We start from the raw sequence: 1,615 nt of genomic DNA, 5'->3' as shown, positions 1-1,615 counted from the left end.
TGGTGCTGGCGAGGGCGGTCGAGCGGGTGGGGTTCGATCTGGTGGTGACGGGGATGGCGTCCACGGATGGGACGGCGGGTGTGGTGCCGGCGTTGCTGGCGGAGCGGTTGGGTGTGCCGCAGGTGACGTTGTTGTCGCGGGTGTCGGTCGAGGGTGGGGTGGTGTCGGGGCGGCGGGATGGTGATGCGGCGAGTGAGGAGCTTGAGGCGTCGTTGCCGGCGGTGGTGTCGGTGACGGATCAGTCGGGTGAGGCGCGGTATCCGTCGTTCAAGGGGATCATGGCGGCGAAGAAGAAGCCGGTGGAGTCGCTGGATCTGTCCGACCTGGGTGTGGAGGTGGGGCTGGTGGGTCTGGCGGGGGCGTGGACCCGGGTGGATGAGGCGGTGGCGCGTCCGCCGCGGGCGGCTGGTGTGGTCGTCAAGGACGAGGGTGAGGGCGGTAGGCAGCTCGCGGAGTTCCTCGCGGGCCGGAAGTTCGTCTGAGCGGCCTTCTTCTTCTTTCTCTTCGAGTTCTCAGGAGTGGTGTTCCCGTGGGTGATGTCCTCGTTTATGTCGATCATGTGGAGGGTGCGGTTCGCAAGCCGACCCTCGAGTTGCTGACGATCGCGCGTCGGCTGGGTGAGCCGGTGGCGGTGGCGCTGGGTGCGGGTGCTGGTGCGACGGCGGGTGTGCTGGGTGAGCATGGTGCGGTGCGGGTGCTGGTCAATGAGGCGGGGGAGTTCGCGCGGTATTTGGTGGTGCCGAAGGTGGATGCGTTGGAGGCGGCCGCGGGTGTGGTGAGTCCGGTGGCGGTGCTGGTGCCGTCGTCGGGGGAGGGTAAGGAGGTCGCGGCGCGGTTGGCGTTGCGGTTGGGGTCGGGTCTGGTCACCGATGCGGTGGATGTGGTGGCGGGGTCTGAGGGGCCGGTGGCGACGCAGTCGGTGTTCGCGGCGTCGTTCACGACGAGGTCGCGGGTGACGGTGGGTGTGCCGGTGATCACGGTGAAGCCGAATGCGGCGCCGGTGGAGGCGGTTGCGGCCGGGGGTGTGGTGGAGGAGTTGCCGGTGGAGTTCGGTGTGCTGGCGGCGGGGACGCGGGTGGTGGCGCGGGCGCCGCGGGAGGTGTCGGGTCGTCCGGAGTTGACCGAGGCGGCGATCGTGGTGTCGGGTGGTCGCGGGGTGGGGGGTGCGGAGAACTTCGCGGTGATCGAGGCGTTGGCGGATGCGTTGGGTGCGGCGGTGGGGGCGTCGCGGGCGGCGGTGGACGCGGGTTGGTATCCGCATGCGCATCAGGTGGGTCAGACGGGTAAGTCGGTGTCGCCGCAGTTGTATGTGGCGGCGGGTATCTCGGGGGCGATCCAGCACCGGGCGGGGATGCAGACGTCGAAGACGATCGTGGCGGTGAACAAGGATCCGGAGGCGCCGATCTTCGAGTTGGCGGATTACGGGGTGGTGGGTGATCTGTTCCAGGTCCTGCCGCAGCTGACCGAGGAGGTCACCGCCCGTAAGGGCTGACCCCGGGCGCCACCCGGCGCACGCCCTGACCGGAGCCCCGTGACGCCCCCGGCCGCGCCACGGGGCTCCGGCCGTGCCCGCCCCGTCCGTCCCGACGCCGTTGACGACGAGAAGCAAGCGGCG

Annotated in this window: 2 protein-coding genes; both read left to right on the top strand. The window is 70.2% G+C overall.

All coding sequences use genetic code 11. From position 1 onward, the window contains the following. The coding region (locus AC3ET4_RS30715; protein ID WP_431955230.1) for an electron transfer flavoprotein subunit beta/FixA family protein at window positions 1–482 on the top strand (482 nt) is incomplete at its 5' end. A gap of 47 nt (window positions 483–529) precedes the next feature. Next, window positions 530–1,492 carry an electron transfer flavoprotein subunit alpha/FixB family protein gene (locus tag AC3ET4_RS30710; RefSeq protein WP_431955228.1) on the top strand — a complete coding sequence of 321 codons (963 nt, stop codon included), beginning with the start codon at window positions 530–532 and terminating at the stop codon, window positions 1,490–1,492. Window positions 1,493–1,615: the final 123 nt, after the last annotated feature.

Source organism: Actinacidiphila sp. bgisy167 (assembly GCF_057707665.1).
The sequence above is the reverse complement of the archived record's forward strand: the minus strand, read 5'-3'. Positions and strand labels throughout refer to the sequence as shown.